The following is a 19,408-nucleotide window of genomic DNA, read 5'->3' as shown; positions in this document are numbered from 1 at the left end:
GCAATGGATGTTGCCGACTATACGCCATGCAGTTCAGCGCTTGTTCAACCCTCGTGCCAGACGATCGCCGCCCAGCTGAATCACCGCTACCAGCGCCACCAGCAGCACGATTACGGTCAGCATGATCTGGCTGTCGAAGCGCTGATAGCCGTAGCGATAAGCGATGTCACCCAGGCCGCCGGCGCCGATCGCCCCGGCCATGGCCGACGAATTGATCATCGTCACCAGGGTGATGGTGAAACCGCCAACGATCCCCGGTAGCGCTTCAGGCAACAACACGTGCCAGATGATGTGCCAGCGTCGGCACCCCATAGCTTGCGCGGCTTCGATCAAACCGTGGTCGACTTCGCGCAGGCTCACTTCGGCGATTCGCGCAAAAAACGGCGTGGCCGCAATGGTCAGCGGCACAACGGCCGCCCACACACCGTACGTGGTGCCGACGATCAGCCGGGTGAACGGAATCAGTGCCACCATCAGGATCAGGAACGGGATCGAGCGAAACAGATTCACGAACGCGCCCAGCGCGCGATTCAGCACCGGCGCTTCGTAGATCCCCCCCTTGTCGCTGGTGACCAGAATCACTGCCATCGGAATCCCGGCGAGCAACGCGATCAGTGACGACACGCCGACCATCAGAAACGTATCGATGAAACCCTGCAGCAAGCGATCAAACCACATAGCCCAGCACCTCCGTGCGTTGTGCCCATTGGCCGGCGCGCTGACGCAATTCCTCGGCGTTCAGCTTCGAGCCTGCCACCGCCAGCAACAGTTGCCCGAGCGCGTGCCCCTGAATCCGTTCCACGCCGCCCTGCAGTAATTTCACCCGACCGCCGAGCGCGGCGAACAGCGCGGCCAGATCCGGTTCGTCTTGCTGGCTGCCGGTGAACTGCAAACGCAGCACCACGGCCGCATCGGACGACTGTTGCGCCTGCAAACGGCTTTGCAATTCTTCGGGCAAGGCGTGTTGCAGCGGTGCGAGCAAGGTCTGGCTGACTTCGTGCTGCGGGTTGCCGAACACTTCCCAGACCGGGCCGTGCTCGACGATGCGCCCGTGTTCCAGCACGACGACGCGGTCGCAGATTTCGCGGATCACGGCCATCTCGTGAGTGATCAGTACGATGGTCAGGCCCAGGCGTTTGTTGATCTCGCGCAGCAGGCCGAGGATCGACTGAGTGGTTTCCGGATCCAGCGCTGAAGTGGCTTCGTCACACAGCAGAATGTCCGGGTCGTGCACCAGTGCGCGGGCGATGCCGACGCGCTGTTTCTGCCCGCCGGACAGCTGCGCCGGATACGCCTTGTGCTTGGCTTGCAGGCCCACCAGCTCCAGCAGTTCGCGAACCTTTTTCTCCCGTTGCTCCTTCGGGACACCGGCGACTTTCAGCGGCAGTTCGACGTTCTGCCACACCGTTTTTGCCGACATCAGATTGAAGTGCTGGAAGATCATGCCGATCCGCCGACGCAGGGCGACGAGGCGATCCTCGTCGTACTCGCCGATGTCCACCTGATCGATCAGCACCCGGCCCGAGGTCGGTTGTTCGAGGCGGTTGATGGTGCGGATCAGCGACGACTTGCCGGCGCCGCTGCGACCGATGATGCCGAACACTTCACCGCGCTGGATCGCCAGGTCGATGCCTTGCAGGGCTGCGACCGGGCCTTGCTTGCCGTCGTAGGTTTTGCCGAGCCCGACGAAACGCACATGGGCGCGGTTCAGCTCGGGATGCAGCTCGGTGCGCTGTGCCAGCGCGGGTGGCTCTGGAAGATCCAGTCGCCGTTGAATGGCTGCGGTCATCCTCAGCTTTCCCAACCGGCCTGGTACAGCTTGCCGTGGGCCTTATCCAGCGCGGCGCGTACGGCCGGCGAATGCTGGTAGATGTCGACGAACTTGATCAGACGCGGGTCGGTCTTGCTCTTCGGCTGGATCACGAACTGGATCACGTATTCCTTGTGGTCGAGGCCGTCGAACAGCAGCGCAGAGCCTGCATCGAAGGTCTTCGCCAGACGGATGTAGGCCGGGTAGCCCTGGACCAGATCGGCGTCATCGTAGGCGCGTACCAGTTGCACGGCTTCGACTTGCAGGATCTTGATCTTCTTCGGGTTGGCGACGATGTCGTCTTCGGTGGCCTTGTAGCCGACACCCGGTTTCAACGTGATCAGACCGGCCTTGGCCAGCAGTTGCAGGCCGCGACCACTGTTGATCGGGTCGTTGGCGATGGCGACGCTGGCGCCCTCCGGCAGCTCAGCGAAGCTTTTGTATTTCTTCGAGTACAGGCCGACGTTGTTGATGATTCCCGGGGCGAACGGCACCAGGTCGAAACCGGAGGCCGCCTTGGCGTTTTCCAGGAACGGGATGTGCTGGAAGTAGTTCACGTCGATGTCGCCGGCGGCGAGGCTGACGTTCGGCGCGATCCAGTCGGTGAACTCCACGAGCTCGACTTTCAGGCCTTGTTTGGAGGCTTCCTCGACGGCGGCCTCCAGCGGAATCGCGAACGCGGCTGTGGTGCCGATTTTCAACGGCGCGTCGGCGGCGAAAACCGCCGAGCTGAACAGGCCGAAGGCCAGGGCCAGTGCTTTGACTGGGTGGGACAGGCGTTTCTTGGTCATGGTGGTTTTCCAGTCAGTGCGAGGAGGTGTGTCGGTAGTGGGCGCCGGTGTGTTGCTGCGGCAGGTGCGCTTCGCCGTAAAACAGTTTTTCCCGCAGGCTGCCGGTGTCGTACGCGGTCTTGTACGACCCGCGCCGTTGCAGTTCCGGAATCACCAGATCGATGAAATCCACATAGCTTTCCGGGGTGACGATGCGGGTCAGGTTGAAGCCGTCGAGGCCGGTTTCGGCGATCCACGATTCCAGTTCATCCGCCACTTGTTGCGGCGAGCCGACCACCGTGATGTAGCGCCCGCCGAGGGCGTGCTGGTCGAGCAACTTGCGGCGGGTCCAGTCGTTGTTCTGCAGGTTTTTGGTGGCGGACTGGATTGCGTTGCTCTTGACGTACTGGATGGGCTCGTCGATTTCGTACTGGGAAAAATCGATCCCGGTGGACGCCGAGAAATGCGCCACGCCCGCTTCGGCGCTGGCGTAGCTCAGGTATTCGGCATGCTTGGCCCAGGCCGCTTCTTCGGTCTCGCCGACGATCACGTTCAGGCCCATGAACACCTTGATGTCCTCGGGATTGCGACCCGCTTCGACGGCACTGGCGCGGACCTTGTCCACCTGCACTTTGGTCGACGGTTTGTTCTGACCGCTGATGAACACGCACTCGGCATGACGCCCGGCGAACAGCAGACCGCGATCCGAACTGCCGGCCTGGAACAGCACCGGCGTACGCTGCGGTGACGGTTCGCACAGGTGATAACCCTCGACCTGATAGAACTCGCCCTTGTGCTCAACCTTGTGCACTTTGTCTGGCTGCGCGTAGATCCGCTGCTGCGGATCGTTGAGCACTGCACCGTCTTCCCAGCTGCCTTCCCAGAGTTTGTAGAGGACTTCGAGGTACTCGTCGGCCTGGTCGTAACGCCGGTCATGTTCGACCTGTTCACTCAGGCCCATGGCCTTGGCGGCGCTGTCCAGATAACCGGTGACGATGTTCCAGCCCACCCGTCCACGGCTCAGATGATCGAGGGTCGACATGCGTCGGGCGAACAGATACGGCGGCTCGTAGGTGAGGTTGGCGGTCAGGCCGAAACCCAGATTTTTGGTCACCGCTGACATGGCCGACACCAGCAGCAGCGGATCGTTGACCGGCAGTTGGATCGACTCTTTCAGCGTGACGTCCACCGAGTTCTGGTAGACGTCGTACACGCCGACGATGTCGGCGATGAACAACCCGTCGAACAGCCCGCGCTCCAGCAATTGCGCCAGTTCGGTCCAGTATTCAATGGTCTTGTATTGGGTCGAGGTGTCCCGTGGATGGGTCCACAACCCGTGGTTGATGTGGCCGATGCAGTTCATGTTGAACGCATTGAGCAGGATCTTTTTCTTGCTCATCAGATGGTCCCTCGCAGCGGAGGGTTTTCATCGTTGAGGTAGTAATTGCCCACCGCGTGATACTTCCAGCGCACCGGGTCGTGCAGGGTGTGCACCCGGGCGTTGCGCCAGTGACGGTCGAGGCCGTGCTCGATCAGGGTGGCCTGGCTGCCGGCCAGTTCGAACAACGTGCTGCCGGCGGCCAGAGAAATTTCAGTGCTGATCGCCCGTGCTTCGGCGACGGCAATCGAGGCCGCCGCCACCGTCTCGGCGTTGGTCTCGGCCTGGGCTGCATCGAGGAATTCGCCGGCGCGTTCGAGCAGGGCTTCGGTGGCGTGCAGGCGGATGCTCAAGTGGCCGAAGCTCTTGAGGGTCAGTGGGTCTTCGGTGGCCTTGTCATTGCCCGAGTCTATCCATGGCCGGGTCTTGCTGCGCACGAAGTGCAGCGCATCTTCGTAGGCGGCGCGGGCGATGCCGGTGTCGATGGCGGCGTGAAGGATCTGCGCCAGCGGGCCGACGGTGGTCGGGCGTTCGAAAGCACTCTGGAAAGGAATGACGTCTTCGGCTGCGACAAATACGTCTTCGAACACCACCGAACCACTGCCGGTGGTGCGCTGGCCGAAGCCGCTCCAGTCGTCGATCACCGTCAGGCCTTTGCTGTCACGCGGGACGAACGCCAGTTGCTGCACACCGTTTTCATCGACCACGGACGTTGGAATCCGTTGGGCGTAAATGGCGCCGGTTGCATAAAACTTGCGACCGTTGATGCGATAACCGCTGCCGTCGCGTTTCAGGCTGGTAACCCGATCGTGGGCAGTCTTGGTGCCCAGTTCTGCCAGGGCATTACCGAAGCGCTGGCCGGCGAGGACTTCGGCGTACAGACGTTGTTTCTGCTCGTGGCTGCCATTCACCCGGAGTACTTCGAGGGCATAGAAATGGTTCTGCGGAATCTGCCCGAGCGAGCCATCGGCCCGGGCGATCAGGGCGATGACGTTGGCCAGGGTCACGTTGGACACGCCGGCGCCGCCGTATTCCTTGGGGACGCTAATGCCCCACAGGCCGGAGCGGGAAAACACGTCGAGTTCCGGCAGCGGCAGGCGGCGTTCGCGGTCGCGCAGGTTGCTGTCGCGCTGGAAGTCTTCGGCCAGGTCGCTGGCGACGATCAGGGCTTGCTCGTCGCTGGTGATGACCGCGACGGGATGGGAAAGAGTCATGTGTTTCTCCAGAGATCTGGTCAAAAGTGTTCTGGTCGTCAGATCCAGGAATGGCGTGCAGGCAACTTGCCGTTGAGGCGATAGGCGCCGACCGCGTGGTACTTCCAGCGCACAGGGTCGTGCAGGGTGTGCACCCGGGCGTTGCGCCAGTGACGGTCGAGGTTGAATTCGGCGAGGGTGGCGCGGCTGCCGGCCAGTTCGAAGAGCTTTTCGCTGGCCAGCAGCGAGATCTCGGTGGTCAGCACCTTGGCTTCGGCCACGGCAATCGAGGCGCGGGCGGCGGACTCGGCGGTGAGCGGCGCGGAGTGCACCTGATCCAGCACCTGACCGGCCTTGCGCAGCAGCGCTTCGGCGGCGTGCAGTTCGATTTTCAGTTTGCCGATATCGGCGATCACGTAGAGGTCATCGCTGGCGCGTTCGACCTTGGCATCGATCCACGGCCGGGCGCGGGTCTTGACGAATTCGATGGCGTCATCGATGGCGCCACGGGCGATGCCGGCGTCGATTGCTGCCTGAATCAGCTGCGACACCGCGCCCTGGGTGTTGGGCTTTTCGTTGATCTTCCAGTTGTCCACCACAAGACCAGCATCGACCCGCACGTTGTTCAGCAGGATTGTGCCGCTGGCGGTGGTGCGCTGGCCGAAACCGGACCAGTCGTCGACGATGCGCAATCCCGGCGTGCCGCGACGGACGAAGGCCAGGACTTGTTTGCCGTCATCGTTGAGTGCCTTGACCGCGACCCAGTGGGCGAACAGGGCGCCAGTGGAATAGAACTTCTGACCGTTGATCACGTAGTCATCGCCATCGGCGGTGATGCGCGCTTTCAGCTCCAGGGTGTCTTTGGTGCCGCGTTCAGGCCCGGCGTTACCGATGCGCCAGCCTTCGAGCACGCTCTGCAACAATTGTTTTTTCTGCTCTTCGGTGGCGCTGCCGAGGATCAGGTTGATGATGCCGAACTGGTTCTGCGGGATCTGTCCCAGTGCCGGGTCGGCCGCGGAGATGATCGCGAACACCTCGGCCAGGGTCACGAAGGAAACCTGCGGGCCGCCGTACTCGCGCGGAATCGCGATGCTGCCGAGGCCGCTGCGGGTGAACTGTTCGATTTCCGACCACGGCAGCTTGCGCTGGCGGTCACGTTTGGCGGCCTGCACGCGGGCGACTTGCGCCAGTTCATGTGCAGCCTTGATGGCTTGAGCGTCGTTGCGCAGCACTTGCGCGGGCAACAACAGCGGGGCGATGTCCAGGTCACTCTGGACGTTTGCGTCTGCCAGACTGGACATCAGTGCCACTCCTTGGCTGCACGCAATGCCCTGGCGATTTGCACTGGGGTGATTGTGTTCCGGACCATGTTACCTACCTCACATCTCATGAAAAACGCCGCAAAAGTGCGGCGAACGAAAGAATGTCCGGTGGTCCGGTTCATATACCCTAAGCGCGTATAAATATTAAATAAACTAACTTTTAGGAATATGCATAGAAGATCAAAAGCTCACTCGGCTTTGCGCTCCGCGGCCATGGGAATCTGCCTCAAGGGCACTTTCAGATAAGGATTCACGCAACCGATTTTCAGCGTCTGTGATGGTGCCCAACGCGAGTTGTTGCCGACCCGGTCGATGATGCAATAGGTCACATCCAGCCGCAGGTCTTCGCCGGCTTCGACGATGATTGCCGGGGGCACCCAGACCTGAATGCCGTGACCGATATCGGATTGGGTAATACGCGGCAGATCCATACGTACATCGCCCCAGCGCAGGGTGATTTCGTCACCCTCGGCCATGTTCAGGTAAGGCTCGATAGTCAGGGGAACGCCGCGCTTGATCTGGTTCGGGTTGATTCCGCGTCGGCGAATGACCTCGGGAAGACTGACCGGCAGCAGGTACTGGTTTTCCTCCGCGCAGCCTGCCGCGAATTGCCCGCCCGGGCAGTCGAGCTTGACCTGGAACTGCGCGCTGGCCGACAGCGCCGGGTTTCTTCCGACCTGCATGACCCGGTAATGCACGCGCGGCGAACCGCTGATGATGAAGCTTTCCGGTACCCGCAGGCTGACCGTGCTTCCGACATCCCCGGCATTCAGCACGCGGGAAGCAACGTAGCAGCCATCCCAGAACAGCTCGATCAAGTCGCCACTGTCCATGTCGTGCCAGGGCCTGATGTCGACCGTCAGGTTGGCGGCCGCCATGAGGTTGATACCGGCCCCGTGGGATTTTTCCAGGGTCGGTGGTGCCAGCAGCGGGGTGTTTGAAATGCAGGTCATCGGTTTCTCTCCTTGAAGCCTTGCAGCGAAGTCCGTTTTCGAAAGAACGAATGGCGTGAATTACCCGGCAATAAAACTTCGGAGTTCCGTACAAGTTTGAAAGTGTCTTGTTGAACTAGCGTGTGCCGGTTGGAGACTAGATAAGAGTTCACCGGAAGAGGTGTCAAGCGAGTGGATTAGTTAATCCGTGAATTACGAATTAATCAGAAGGTTCCTACATTGTCGCGGCTGTCAGCCTAGGCTCTGTAAGGAAGAGAGCTACAGATTGCTGCGGTTTTCAGCCTGTTTCGCTGTGAGTTCTACCGAAGCGGAAAATCAAGACGCGGCGAATTTTACGCACAGGGAACGTGTTGCAGGACATATATATGTACTGCGCTTTGAAGGGTTTTATTGTTTATTTTTGGAGGGGGAATGTATTGCGGGGAAAACACTACTTCCATCCATGGAAGTGAGTGATAGCACTTGCGAAGTTATCAGCCGTTGTTGCGGAACTTGCTGAGAAACTGTCGTGTGCGTTCTTCTTTCGGATTGGCAAACAGCGCCTTGGCTTCGCCTTGCTCGACGATCACACCCTTGTCGAAAAACACCACGCGGTTGGCCACGTCACGGGCGAACGCCATTTCGTGAGTCACGATAACCATGGTGCGTTTTTCTTCGGCCAGGCCGCGAATGGTCGCCAGTACTTCGCCGACCAGTTCCGGGTCGAGGGCCGATGTAGGCTCGTCGAACAGGATCACTTCCGGCTCCATCGCCAGCGCCCGGGCAATCGCCACGCGCTGTTGCTGGCCACCGGACAGGCGCCGTGGGTAGGCGTCTTCCTTGCCCGCCAGGCCGACCTTGGCCAGCAGCTTCTTGCCCAGGGCAATGGCTGTATCACGGGGCATCTTCTTGACCACGATCGGGCCTTCGATGACGTTTTCCAGGGCGGTGCGGTGGGGGAACAGGTTGAAGTTCTGGAACACGAAGCCCACATGCTGGCGCAGGTTGCGCACCAGGCTTTGCTGCTGGTTCAGCGGGCGGCTGGTATCGATCTCGATATCGCCGACCTTGATCCGGCCGCTGGTGGGTTGTTCGAGGAAGTTCAGGCAGCGCAGGAACGTGGTCTTGCCCGAACCGCTGGGGCCGATGATCGCCACGACCTCGCCTTCCTTCACTTCAAGATCGATGCCGTTGAGCACGACTTGACCCTTGAACTGCTTTGTCAGTTTTTCCACGACAATCATGGGGTCAGGACTCCTGGTCGTGCCGATTGACCCGCTCTTCCAACTTGTTCTGGAAGTGCGACAGCACTGTGGCCAGAATCCAGTAGATCAGCGCGGCGGCAAGATACATGGTGAAGACTTCGAAAGTCCGGGCGGTAATCAGTTGTGCCTGACGGAACAGCTCCGGCACCTGGATGGTGGCAGCCAGCGCGGTGTCCTTGACCAGTGAAATGAAGCTGTTGCCCAACGGCGGCAACGCCGTGCGCATCGCTTGCGGCAGGATGGCCCGGCGCAGGGTCTGCGCGCGGGTCATGCCGATGCTCGCAGCCGCTTCCCATTGGCCTCGTTCGATCGAACCGATCGCGGACCGCAGGATTTCACAGGCGTAAGCGGCCATGTTCAGCGAGAAGCCGATCAGGGCCGCCGGCAGCGGATCGAGTTCCAGACCCATTTGCGGCAAGCCGTAATAGATCACGAACAGCTGGACCAGCAATGGCGTGCCGCGAAAGAACGACACGTAGATGCGGGCCAGCCAGCTGACCGATTTGAAACGCGACAGGCGCATCAGCGCCAGGCCAAAGCCCAGCAGCAGGCCGAAGAACATGCCGCCGAGGCTGAGGACTACCGTGTAGTACGCGCCCTTGAGCAGAAAGGGCGCGGAGTCCAGTGCGAGTTGGAAAGCTGCTTCCATTATTTGGTGACGTCAGCTTGGAAGTACTTTTCCGAGATCTTGGCCAGGGTCCCGTCGGCACGCAGCTCGTCGAGGGCCTTGTTCACGGCCGCCAGCAGTTCAGGCTCGCCTTTGCGCAGGGCAATACCGGATTCCTGACGGGAGAACGCCTGACCGGCCGCTACGGTTTTCGGTGCTTTCTTGGCGTATTCGAGCGCGGCCAGACGGTCGATCAGAATCGCGTCGGTACGGCCGTTGTTCAGGTCGGCGAACTTGGTCGGATCATCGTCGTAGGTACGCACGTCGGCACCCGGCACGTTGGCGCGAACCCATTGCTCGTAGTTGGTGCCCAGGCCTACGCCGACTTTCTTGCCGGACAGGTCAGCGGCGGACTTGATGTTCAGCGCAGCTTCCTTGTCCTTCAGCACCAGCGCCTGAATCCCGGAGATGGTGTACGGCTCGGAGAAGTCATACTTCTTCTTGCGCTCGTCGGAGATGGTCACTTGGTTGACCACGACGTCCAGACGCTTGGATTCCAGTGCGGCGAGGATGCCGTCCCACTTGGTTGGCTGAATCTTGGCCTTGACGCCCAGCTTCTTGGCCAGGGCTTCGGACAGCTCGACTTCGAAACCCGACAGCTTGCCGTCGGCATCGACGAAGCTGAACGGTGGATAAGTGCCTTCCAGGCCGACGTTGATAACGCCTTTGTCCTTGATCTGTTGCAGTTGCTCACCGGCAACGGCGCTGCTGATCAGACCGGCGCTCAGTGCCAGGCCCAGCGAACCTACCAGCAGATTTCGACGTAGTGCGGAAAGAATCATGACAAGCCCCTGTGTTTTCTTATGGAAGACGCTTAAGGAAAGTTGGCGAATCCGGGAGTTGAACGACAGCGCTATCCTGCCTTAAAGCAGCTTATGCGTCTCTCGCGAAATTCGCCTGCGGCGAGACTATAAGACGGTTCTTTTAGAATGGAAAATAATGAATTTTCTATTTGTTATGCATTTAATGAATATGCATTCGAGCCGACGCTGAGCGTTCCCACGCAGGGCGCGGGAACGCGCTCAGGCCTACAGAAAATCCTTGTAGGCAAATAGCGCCGGGGCTCCGCCGGTGTGCAGGAAAATGATCGGGCCGTCGTCGAAACGCCCGCGACCGATGCCGTCGAGCAACCCGGCCATGGCCTTGCCGGTGTAGACCGGATCCAGCAGCACGGCTTCCTGACTTGCCAGCAGTTTCACGGCCGCCAATGTCCCGGCATTTGGCTCGCCATAGCGCGGGCCGAAGTATTCGTCCCACAACTCGACCTTGAAACTCTCCGGCAGCGCCACGCCCAACAGATCGGCAGTGCGCTCGGCCAGGCCCTGCACTTTCGGGCGCTGATCTTCTTCGCTGCGCGAGACGGTCACGCCGATCACCGGCAGTTGCGGCAGCGCTTCGCTCAAGGCCAGTGCCAGGCCGCTGTGCGTGCCGGCGCTGCCAGAGGCGAGCACCACGGCGGAAAATTGCAGGCCGGTGTCCTTGATCTGTTCCGCCAGCTCCAGGCCGGCGCGTACGTAACCCAGTGCGCCGAGGGCGTTGGAGCCACCGATCGGCACCAGATAAGGCTTCTTGCCGTTGCTGCGCAGACGCACGGCGAGGGCGGCCAGTTGTTCGTCGGCGTTGTCGAGGTTGTCGACCAGTTCGACCTTGGTGTCGAACAGATCCAGCAGCAGGCGGTTGCCGTTGCCGGTGTAGTTGCTGTCATCGGTGCCCAGCGGATTTTCCAGCAGCGCCACGCAGCCCAGGCCGAGTTTCGCGGCCAGCGCGGCGGTCTGGCGAACGTGGTTCGATTGCAGTGCGCCGGCGGTGATCAGCGTGTCCGCGCCTTGGGCGAGGGCGTCGGCGGCGAGGTATTCGAGCTTGCGCAGCTTGTTGCCGCCCATGGCCAGCGGCGTCAGGTCATCGCGCTTGATGTAGACATCGCGGCCGAGCCAGGTGGACAGGCGCTCGAGCTTTTCCAGTGGGGTCGGTTGGCCGAGCAGGTCGAGGCGGTTAAAGCGGTCCAGCTGTTGTTTGATCATGAGTCCGTACTGATGCAAGGAGATGTCAGGACTATAGGCACGCCGATTTACCGGGGCAACCGCCAATCGCTTATAGCCAAATGTGCTTAGGCCAGCACTATCGGTTCTTAATTCGCCTCCTAGGCGTTGCCGTAAAGTAGTGGCCGTTGACGCGGCCAGACAGTCCGGCCGCCCGTGAGGAGTCTTTACCGTGAGCGAGCGTTCCAGCCATTGGCAATTGCAGACCATCGTCAGCCAACTGCGTACCGCCCGGGATCAGTGGCGCACACAAAATGGCCGCGCCAGCGGCGAACAGGGCGGGCGCGAATTGCCGTCCCGTGATGCGATGGCGCAGATTCTCGAAGCCTTGTGCGGCGCGTTGTTCCCGATGCGTCTGGGGCCGGTTGATCTACGAGAAGAAAGCGAAGATTTTTACGTCGGTCACACCCTCGACGTTGCGTTGAATGCATTGCTGGCGCAGGCGCGACTCGAACTGCGTTACGTCGCCCGTCACAGTGCCCGGGCCGACACCGAAGTCGAGGCGCAGGCGATCAGGATCATCCAGGACTTCGCCCTTGCATTGCCGGGCCTGCGCAGTCTGCTCGACACGGATGTGCTGGCTGCGTATCACGGCGATCCGGCGGCGCGCAGCGTCGATGAAGTGCTGCTGTGCTATCCGGGGATTCTGGCGGTGATCCACCATCGTCTGGCGCACCATTTGTATCGCGCGGGTCTGCCGTTGCTGGCGCGGATCAGTTCGGAAATCGCCCACTCGGCGACCGGTATCGATATCCATCCGGGCGCGCAGATCGGCCGCAGTTTCTTCATCGACCATGGGACCGGCGTGGTGATCGGCGAGACCGCAATCATCGGCGAGCGCGTCAGGATTTACCAAGCGGTGACCCTCGGCGCCAAACGCTTCCCGGCGGACGAGGACGGCCAGTTGCAGAAGGGCCATCCTAGGCATCCGATTGTCGAGGACGACGTGGTGATTTACGCCGGCGCGACGATTCTCGGGCGCATCACCATCGGCCAGGGTTCGACCATCGGCGGCAACGTATGGCTGACCCGCAGCGTGCCGGCCGGGTGCAACCTGACCCAGGCCAACCTGCAGCATGATGACGGGACGCAGAAGTAATTTTCCTGTCCGTTCGTTCCCGCGCGAGGTGGGAACGAACGCCCTCGCCACAGCGTCATACCCCTCCTTGAGCTAGCGTACGAAAGCGACCGCTGAGCCCTGCGATTAGTCCTTAGCGTGCTATCCATGTTTAACTTGAACGTTCATTCAAGTTAAACCGGTAGCTCGCTGCCCGCTCACAACAGGAGGCTTGCCTTTGCTGAGTCCGATCATTTCAGCCATTTTCCAATCCCTTGAGGTGCACCGTTCATGAGTGCATCGTCCACCCCCGCCAGCGGCCTGGTACGCATGAATCCGCCGGTGTTCTGGTTCGCCGCGACAGTGATTCTGCTGTTTGGCCTGGTTGTCATCGCCATGCCGGAACAGGCCGGTGCCTGGCTCCTTGAAGCGCAAAACTGGGCGGCCAATACGGTCGGCTGGTACTACATGCTCGCGATGACCCTGTATCTGGTCTTCGTGGTGGTCACCGCGTTATCGGGCTACGGCAAGATCAAACTCGGTGCCGACCACGACGAACCCGAATTCAGTTACCTGTCCTGGGCCGGCATGCTGTTCGCCGCCGGGATCAGCATCACGCTGTTTTTCTTCTGTGTGTCCGAGCCGCTGACCCACATGCTCCAGCCGCCGCAAGGCGAGGCCGGCACCGCGGACGCGGCGCGTCAGGCGATGCAGATTCTGTTTCTGCACTGGGGCCTGCACGGCTGGGGCGTGTTCGCCTTCGTCGGCATGGCGCTGGCGTATTTCGCCTATCGGCATAACCTGCCGCTGGCCCTGCGTTCGGCGCTGTACCCGCTGATCGGCAAACGCATCAACGGTCCCATCGGCTATGCGGTGGACGGCTTCGGCATCATCGCCACGGTGTTCGGCCTCGGTGCGGACATGGGCTTCGGCGTGTTGCACCTCAACTCGGGTCTGGACTACCTGTTCGGCATCGCCCACACCCAGTGGATTCAGGTCGGCCTGATCACGCTGATGATGGGCGCGGCGATCATCGTCGCCGTTTCCGGAGTGGATAAAGGCGTGCGGGTCATGTCCGACATCAACATGCTGCTGGCCTGTGCGCTGCTGCTGTTCGTGTTGTTCGCCGGTCCCACCCAGCATTTGCTCAACACCCTGATCCAGAACCTCGGCGACTACCTCGGCGCGTTGCCGATGAAGAGTTTCGACCTCTACGCCTACGACAAACCGAGCGACTGGCTCGGTGGCTGGACAGTGTTCTACTGGGCCTGGTGGATCGCGTGGTCGCCATTCGTGGGCCTGTTCATCGCACGGATTTCCCGTGGCCGGACCATCCGCGAATTCGTCTTCGGCGTGTTGTTGATTCCGCTCGGTTTCACCCTGGCGTGGATGTCGATCTTTGGCAACAGCGCCATCGATCAGGTGCTCAACCACGGCATGTCGGCACTGGGCATGTCGGCCCTCGACAACCCGTCGATGACCCTGTACCTGCTGCTGGAAACCTACCCGTGGAGCAAAACTGTCATCGCGGTGACGGTGTTCATTAGCTTCGTGTTCTTCGTCACCTCCGCCGACTCCGGCACGGTAGTGCTCTCGACCCTGTCGGCCAAGGGCGGCAACCCGGATGAAGACGGGCCGAAATGGCTGCGGGTGTTCTGGGGCGCGATGACCGCACTGATCACCAGTGCGCTGCTGTTCTCCGGCAGCATCGATGCGCTGAAGTCAGCGGTGGTTCTGACCTCGCTGCCGTTCTCGCTGATTCTGCTGCTGATGATGTGGGGGCTGCACAAGGCGTTCTATCTGGAATCGCAGAAGCAGATCGCGCAACTGCATTCGCTGGCGCCTGTGTCCGGTTCACGACGTGGCAAGGGTGGCTGGCGCCAGCGCCTGAGTCAGGCCGTGCACTTCCCGTCGCGGGACGAGGTGTACCGCTTCATGGACACCACGGTAAAACCGGCCATCGAAGAAGTGACGGCGGTGTTCGTCGAAAAAGGTCTGAACGTGGTCACCCAACCGGACCCGGCCCATGACAGCGTCAGCCTGGAAATCGGCCATGGTGAGTTGCACCCGTTCATCTACCAGGTGCAGATGCGTGGCTACTTCACGCCATCGTTCGCTCGTGGTGGCATGGGTTCCAAGCAGCTCAATAACCGCCGCTACTACCGCGCCGAAGTGCATCTGAGCGAGGGCAGTCAGGACTACGATCTGGTCGGTTACACGAAAGAACAGATCATCAACGACATCCTCGACCAGTACGAACGGCACATGCAGTTCCTGCATCTGGTGCGTTGATCGGGGCAGGGCGCCGGGACGGTTTCAGGTCTCGGCGCTCAGCACCATGAACAACACCATCGCGGCGATCGGCACGCCGAACACGGCGCTGCCAATCGCGATCTCCGACCCCAGCGGCTGCCCGGCGTGCACCACGCCGACCGCGCCATTGATCACCGTCAACGCCAGCCACAACGCCGCGAAGCCGTAGGCCAGCGTCTGCCGGCTGAAGCCGATGCGCTCGCCGATATAGAACATCAGCGCCAGCAGGATCAGGCCGAAGAAGATGATGATTGCGGTGTGCATGGTCGGGATCTGCCTGTGAAAGGGAGTCGTCCTGTCTTTGCTGAGCATAGGTCAGCTGTCAGCCTCATGTCGTTCGACACATTTCGGCACGTATCCATCTGTTTATGCAGGCCGCTTGTTAGGCGCGCTCACCGCCGATCTGGCTATTAAACACGTGTCTGCCTGGTAGGCTAATATTTGTCCAAGTGTGTATGGTGTGTATTGGGTGAGGCGTCCAGCTCCTAAAGTACGCAGCTCTTGCTGTCGAACAGGGCGAAGGAAATGCGTAGTCGGGAAATGATCAGGATGATCGAGGAGGATGGCTGGTATCTGGTCGCCGTCAAAGGTAGTCACCACCAATACAAACATCCGGGCAAGCCAGGGAGGGTGACGATCAAGCATCCGGATTCGGATCTTCCCAAGGGTACGATCAACAGCATCTTGAAACAGGCGGGTTTGAAATGAAGCCCTTGATTGGAAACGAAAGTCCCTTTATGGACATGTCAGAGGAAGGATTCACTTACATGAAATTCCCGGTCGTTTTGCACAAGGATGCCGACTCAGACTACGGAGTGATTATCCCGGATGTACCGGGCTGTTTCTCCGCAGGCACAACGGTAGCCGAAGCTTTTGACAACACTCAGGAGGCACTGGCCTTGCACTATGAGGGATTGGTCGCTGATGGCGCGCCGTTGCCTCGGGTTCAGGACATTGATGCCCATCTAGAGAATCCGGATTACGCCGGCGGTATCTGGGGTGTAGTCGAGTTTGATATCACTCCCTACTTCGGCAAGTCGGTGCGCTTCAACGCTACGCTGCCGGAGCAGTTGCTGGAGCGTATTGACCAAACTGTACGACGGGATCAGCGTTACAGCTCTCGCTCCGGATTTCTGGCTGCTGCTGCCTTGCGTGAATTGTCGGCTTAAGGCCGGTTTACAGCATTTGGGGTCAGGTACTTTCCCGCTCAATGACCGTGCATTGCAGCAGATTCAACCGCTGCACCTCATCGCTCGGCAGCACGCCCAGACTTTCCAGTACTCGCGTCGCCGCCAGTACGCCGATCTCCAGCGCCGGCGGTTTGATCGTGCTCAGGCTCGGCAGCAGCATCTCGGCGAACGGGTAGTCGCCGAAGCCGAGGACGGCGCAGTCTTCGGGAATCTTGAGGCCGGCCCGTTGCCCGGCGAGCAGGCCGCCGGCGGCGAGGTTGTCGTTGGCGAAGATGATGGCGTCCGGGCGCGGTGAGGTGTTCATCAGCGCTTCCATCGCTTGCTTGCCGGCCTCGAACGGGGCGCGATCGGCATCTGGTGCGAATACCCACGGTTCCAGACCGAACTCGCGGACGGTCGCTGCGTAACCGTCGCGGCGTTCCAGTGCGCTGAAGTCGCCGGGTGCGCTGTTCTGCACGAAGGCGATTCGCCGATAGCCTTTGCCGTGCAGATAACGAGCGGCGCTGACACCCACCTCGAAGTGCGAAAAACCGATCTGCATCGGCTCGCGATCTGGCTGGTAATCCCAGGTTTCGATCACCGGGATATCCGCTTCGGCGAGCATCTTTTCCGTGCCCGTGCTGTGGAAGTGACTGGTGACCACCAGCGCCGCCGGCGACCAGCCGAGGAAGGCCCGTACCGCGTTTTCTTCTTGCTCGGCGCTGAAGTAACTCGAGGCCAGCAGCAACTGATAACCGTGGCGGCTGAGGGTGTCGCTGAAGCCTTGAATGGTGTTGGCGAAGATCGGCCCGGAGATGTTCGGGATCACCATGCCGACGATTTTTCCCCGCGCCGAGGCGAGCCCGCCGGCCACCAGGTTCGGCACATAACCCAGCTCGGCGACCACCGCCGCGATCCGCTCGCGGCGTTCGGGCGACACCTGGTCCGGCTGGTTGAAGTAGCGCGACACGGTGATTGCCGAAACACCGGCCTGGCGCGCCACCGCGTTGAGGGTCACGCGACCGGCGCCACGGCGTTTGCGGGGCTTTTCTTCGCTCAAGGCTCGATCCTTCTTAAAAACCAAAACGCATATAAAAGTAATTTTTCAGTATTGGACGGTCTATGTCCGGCTTGCCAATACTGGCGATGTTAGCGCTAACAAGGCGCGTTGTCTGCTACTCGCTCGAGCGAATGCCCAAGACACCGAGACAGGCGCTGTCGTCGCAGAACGGCAGCGGTTCAGGGCAACTTTTCGAGCGGGCAAACATGCACAACATTCCTGGGGCGACACACAAACTGGCGCAATCGATCCGCGCTGCGGGCTGGCTACTCACCGGGCTGGCCGCGCTGCCGATGCCCGCCGCGTTCGCCGCCGACAGCACCGATCAGGAGCCGACACTCAAGTCCGTCACGGTCACCGCCACCCGCCGCGAAGAGTCGCTGCAAAAGGTCCCGGTGGCGGTATCGGTAATCGACGGCGAGCAACTGGAACGCGACAACCGCAACAGCGTGGCGAGCATCGTCCAGCAAGTGCCATCGCTGAATTTCCGCACTGGCGCATCGAACAAGGACACCTCGTTGTTCGTGCGTGGCGTGGGGACGATTTCCACCTCGCCGGGCGTCGAGCCGACGGTGGCCACGGTGATTGACGGCGTGGTCTACGCCCGTCCTGGCCAGTCGACTCTGGATCTGCTGGATCTGGAGCGCGTCGAGGTTCTGCGCGGCCCGCAAGGCACGCTGTTCGGCAAAAACGCGTCGGCCGGCGTGCTGAACATCACCAGCAAGGCGCCGACCGCCGAGACCCACGGTTACATCGATCAGTCGTACTACAGCGGCAACGAAAGCCGCACCCGTTTCGGCATCGGCGGTAGTCTCATTCCGGACACGCTCAAGGGTTCGATCAGCACCTTGTTCGGCACTTACGACGGCAACGTCGATAACAAGCACAATGGCCAGGAGGTCAACGGTTACAACCATCGCGGTGTACGCGGCAAACTGGAATTCACCCCGAACGACGACGTCACCTTCACCCTGATCGCCGACTACATGCAGTCCCACGATGACGGCCCCAACGGCGTCGTCACCAAGTCGTTGACCCCGGCCTTCGCCAACGCGCTGAGTCCGGTCAGCGCCACCAGCCACAACCGCGACATCAACACCGACACCCGCACCCACGTCGAAGACACCAACAAGGGCCTGTCCGGCCAGCTCGACTGGCAACTGGGCGATTACACCCTGACGTCGATCACCGCGTGGCGTGGCTGGGACAACACCCAGTATCAGGACGGCGACCGCCTCGGCACGGTGACGGCCGCGTTCCCCGGCACGGCGGACAAGGGCGATCTGGCCTTCGACCAGTACTCGCAGGAGTTGCGTCTGGCCTCGCCGAAAGGCGAGTTCCTCGAATACGTCGGCGGCCTGTTCTACATGCACGGCAAGGACGAGGAAACCTATCAGCGCACGCTGACCACCACCACGCGGACTGATCGCGGCGTCGCCGATTACAGCACCACCAGCGACAGCTACGCGGTGTTCGGCGAGAGCACGCTGAATTTCACCTCGGATTTCCGTGGCATTGCCGGCCTGCGCTATACCCACGACGATCTGGAATACGATCACCGTCGCGTTTCCACTTCTGCAACCACGGTCAGCGGCATTCAACCGGCCACCCGCAGTTCCGGTTCGGTGGACGAGGACGGCTGGTCCGGTCGGCTCGGTTTGCAGTACGACTTGAGCGATGCGGTCACCACTTATTTGACCTACTCGCGCGGTTACAAAGGCCCGGCCTACAACGTGTTCTTCAACATGCAGCCGCGCGATACTGAAGCATTGAAGCCGGAAACCTCCAACACCTGGGAGGCGGGGATCAAAGCTTCATCCTGGAACAATCGCCTGACCACCAACCTCGCGGTTTTCCACAGCGACTACGACAACTACCAGGCGAACTTTTTCGACACCGTCGCCGGGCAAGTGGTGACGCGCCTGATCAACGCCGGCAGCGTCAGCACCGAGGGCGTGGAACTCGATTACGCCTTGCAGGCGACCCAGCAACTGAAGTTCTCCGGAGCGCTGGCTTACACCCGCGCCCGCATCGACCAGTTCGCCTGCCCGGCGGGTGCGGCGGCGTCGTGCAACGTCAACGGCAAACCGCTGCCATTCAGCCCGGACTGGAAAAGCTACGTGCGGGCCGACTACACCATCCCGCTGGATAACGGCCTGGATATCGAACTCGGCACCGACTACAGCTGGCAGAGCGAAGTGCAGTACGACATCAGCCAGAACGCCGACACCAAGCAGGGCGCCTACGGCCTCTGGAATGCCAGCGTCGCCCTGGCCGATTACACCAACGGCTGGCGCGTGGCATTGCTGGGCAAGAACCTCACCGACAAGTCGTATTCGCCGTTGCTCGCCAGCGGTGGCAATTACATCTACCGCGCCGTGCCTCGCGACGACGAGCGCTACTTCGGCGTGCAACTGCGCAAGGACTTCTGAG

At 61.0% G+C, this 19,408-nt stretch carries 18 protein-coding genes; 5 read left to right on the top strand and 13 right to left on the bottom strand.

Translation table 11 applies throughout. The annotated features are described in order from the left end of the window. Window positions 1–33: 33 nt before the first annotated feature. The 11 genes from AC07N4_RS21135 to AC07N4_RS21085 all read right to left on the bottom strand — a co-directional run bounded on the left by AC07N4_RS21135 (window position 34) and on the right by AC07N4_RS21085 (window position 11,358). A complete protein-coding gene (locus tag AC07N4_RS21135) occupies window positions 34–678 on the bottom strand; it encodes a methionine ABC transporter permease (protein ID WP_096821885.1) in 645 nt (214 codons plus the stop codon). Further along, entirely contained in the window at window positions 668–1,789 is a 1,122-nt protein-coding gene (locus AC07N4_RS21130; protein WP_493065896.1) for a methionine ABC transporter ATP-binding protein, read from the bottom strand. The genes AC07N4_RS21135 and AC07N4_RS21130 overlap by 11 nt, the downstream gene beginning before the upstream one ends. Window positions 1,790–1,791: 2 nt before the next feature. Beyond that, entirely contained in the window at window positions 1,792–2,601 is an 810-nt protein-coding gene (locus tag AC07N4_RS21125; RefSeq protein ID WP_096821886.1) for a MetQ/NlpA family ABC transporter substrate-binding protein, read from the bottom strand. 13 nt (window positions 2,602–2,614) lie between these two features. Next, window positions 2,615–3,979, bottom strand: a complete 1,365-nt coding sequence (locus tag AC07N4_RS21120) for an LLM class flavin-dependent oxidoreductase (RefSeq protein WP_273537029.1) — start codon at window positions 3,977–3,979, stop codon at window positions 2,615–2,617. Further along, a complete protein-coding gene (locus AC07N4_RS21115; protein ID WP_493065895.1) occupies window positions 3,979–5,172 on the bottom strand; it encodes an SfnB family sulfur acquisition oxidoreductase in 1,194 nt (397 codons plus the stop codon). Before AC07N4_RS21115 ends, AC07N4_RS21120 begins: the two co-directional genes overlap by 1 nt. 38 nt (window positions 5,173–5,210) lie before the next feature. Beyond that, window positions 5,211–6,452 (bottom strand): SfnB family sulfur acquisition oxidoreductase, encoded by a 1,242-nt coding sequence (locus AC07N4_RS21110; protein WP_493065894.1) that lies wholly within the window; start codon window positions 6,450–6,452, stop codon window positions 5,211–5,213. A gap of 209 nt (window positions 6,453–6,661) precedes the next feature. Then, window positions 6,662–7,426: a hypothetical protein gene (locus tag AC07N4_RS21105; protein WP_493065893.1), complete on the bottom strand. Its 765-nt coding sequence runs from the start codon at window positions 7,424–7,426 to the stop codon at window positions 6,662–6,664. A 473-nt stretch (window positions 7,427–7,899) separates the two neighbouring features. Further along, window positions 7,900–8,649 (bottom strand): L-cystine ABC transporter ATP-binding protein TcyN, encoded by a 750-nt coding sequence (gene tcyN, locus AC07N4_RS21100; protein ID WP_192559487.1) that lies wholly within the window; start codon window positions 8,647–8,649, stop codon window positions 7,900–7,902. A 4-nt stretch (window positions 8,650–8,653) separates the two neighbouring features. Beyond that, a complete protein-coding gene (gene tcyL, locus AC07N4_RS21095; protein WP_085733348.1) occupies window positions 8,654–9,319 on the bottom strand; it encodes a cystine ABC transporter permease in 666 nt (221 codons plus the stop codon). Then, a complete protein-coding gene (gene tcyJ / locus AC07N4_RS21090) occupies window positions 9,319–10,119 on the bottom strand; it encodes a cystine ABC transporter substrate-binding protein (protein ID WP_096821892.1) in 801 nt (266 codons plus the stop codon). Before tcyJ ends, tcyL begins: the two co-directional genes overlap by 1 nt. Before the next feature lie 246 nt (window positions 10,120–10,365). Next, complete coding sequence (locus AC07N4_RS21085; RefSeq protein WP_493065892.1) at window positions 10,366–11,358, bottom strand: D-cysteine desulfhydrase; 993 nt, start codon at window positions 11,356–11,358, stop codon at window positions 10,366–10,368. 190 nt (window positions 11,359–11,548) lie between these two features. Between AC07N4_RS21085 and epsC the strand changes: the two genes are divergently transcribed. Together epsC and betT are read left to right on the top strand one after the other, a co-directional pair. Continuing rightward, on the top strand, window positions 11,549–12,475 hold the full coding sequence (epsC, locus tag AC07N4_RS21080; RefSeq protein WP_096821894.1) for a serine O-acetyltransferase EpsC: 927 nt from the start codon (window positions 11,549–11,551) through the stop codon (window positions 12,473–12,475). Between the two features lie 288 nt (window positions 12,476–12,763). After that, window positions 12,764–14,725, top strand: coding sequence for a choline transporter BetT (betT, locus tag AC07N4_RS21075; RefSeq protein ID WP_173861336.1), 1,962 nt, complete (start codon window positions 12,764–12,766; stop codon window positions 14,723–14,725). 24 nt (window positions 14,726–14,749) lie between these two features. Here the strand turns inward: betT and AC07N4_RS21070 are convergent, their stop codons facing one another. Then, window positions 14,750–15,010 (bottom strand): hypothetical protein, encoded by a 261-nt coding sequence (locus AC07N4_RS21070; protein ID WP_096821896.1) that lies wholly within the window; start codon window positions 15,008–15,010, stop codon window positions 14,750–14,752. A 261-nt stretch (window positions 15,011–15,271) separates the two neighbouring features. Here AC07N4_RS21070 and AC07N4_RS21065 point away from each other — a divergent pair, with 261 nt between their 5' ends. Together AC07N4_RS21065 and AC07N4_RS21060 are read left to right on the top strand one after the other, a co-directional pair. Continuing rightward, on the top strand, window positions 15,272–15,454 hold the full coding sequence (locus tag AC07N4_RS21065) for a type II toxin-antitoxin system HicA family toxin (RefSeq protein ID WP_065261145.1): 183 nt from the start codon (window positions 15,272–15,274) through the stop codon (window positions 15,452–15,454). Beyond that, a complete protein-coding gene (locus tag AC07N4_RS21060; RefSeq protein ID WP_244142429.1) occupies window positions 15,451–15,915 on the top strand; it encodes a type II toxin-antitoxin system HicB family antitoxin in 465 nt (154 codons plus the stop codon). The genes AC07N4_RS21065 and AC07N4_RS21060 overlap by 4 nt, the downstream gene beginning before the upstream one ends. A 22-nt stretch (window positions 15,916–15,937) precedes the next feature. Here AC07N4_RS21060 and AC07N4_RS21055 read toward each other — a convergent pair whose 3' ends face one another. Continuing rightward, the gene (locus AC07N4_RS21055; protein WP_102620591.1) at window positions 15,938–16,975 is read right to left on the bottom strand and encodes a LacI family DNA-binding transcriptional regulator; all 1,038 of its coding nucleotides are present in this window, start codon (window positions 16,973–16,975) and stop codon (window positions 15,938–15,940) included. A 206-nt stretch (window positions 16,976–17,181) separates the two neighbouring features. On the opposite strand from AC07N4_RS21055, the gene AC07N4_RS21050 reads away from it, so the two are divergent. Beyond that, a complete protein-coding gene (locus tag AC07N4_RS21050; protein ID WP_493065891.1) occupies window positions 17,182–19,407 on the top strand; it encodes a TonB-dependent receptor in 2,226 nt (741 codons plus the stop codon). Window position 19,408 lies beyond the last annotated feature (1 nt).

Source organism: Pseudomonas sp. GW821-FHT09E04 (assembly GCF_059416185.1).
This window is presented reverse-complemented; position numbering and strand designations above follow the sequence as displayed.